Here is a 223-nt window from a genome sequence, read left to right as displayed (position 1 = left end):
CGGTCGTTCTTTGACATTAACTTCCGAGACAGTTTTAATGTCATAAGGAAGGGCGGTATTGATGTTGATACTGTCTTTGAAATCAGCAACAATGCTACCCTTTGCGATAATGCTTGCCGGCTCAATGACATCGTCCTCGTCATTCAAGGTCTGAGTTTCGCCTGATTTTTCGTAAGGATAGACTGTCGGGACGGGTTCAAGTTTAAGATCATAAATAATAAAA

The 223-nt window shown here is 41.3% G+C and carries 1 protein-coding gene; it reads right to left on the bottom strand.

Features of this window, described 5'->3' with window-relative positions; genetic code table 11:
• The coding region (locus ABR397_RS25750) for a hypothetical protein (protein ID WP_350307954.1) at nt 1-223 on the bottom strand (223 nt) is incomplete at both ends.

This window comes from Photorhabdus viridis, assembly GCF_040256935.1.
Taxonomy (GTDB): Bacteria; Pseudomonadota; Gammaproteobacteria; order Enterobacterales; family Enterobacteriaceae; genus Photorhabdus; species Photorhabdus viridis.
The sequence above is the reverse complement of the archived record's forward strand: the minus strand, read 5'-3'. Positions and strand labels throughout refer to the sequence as shown.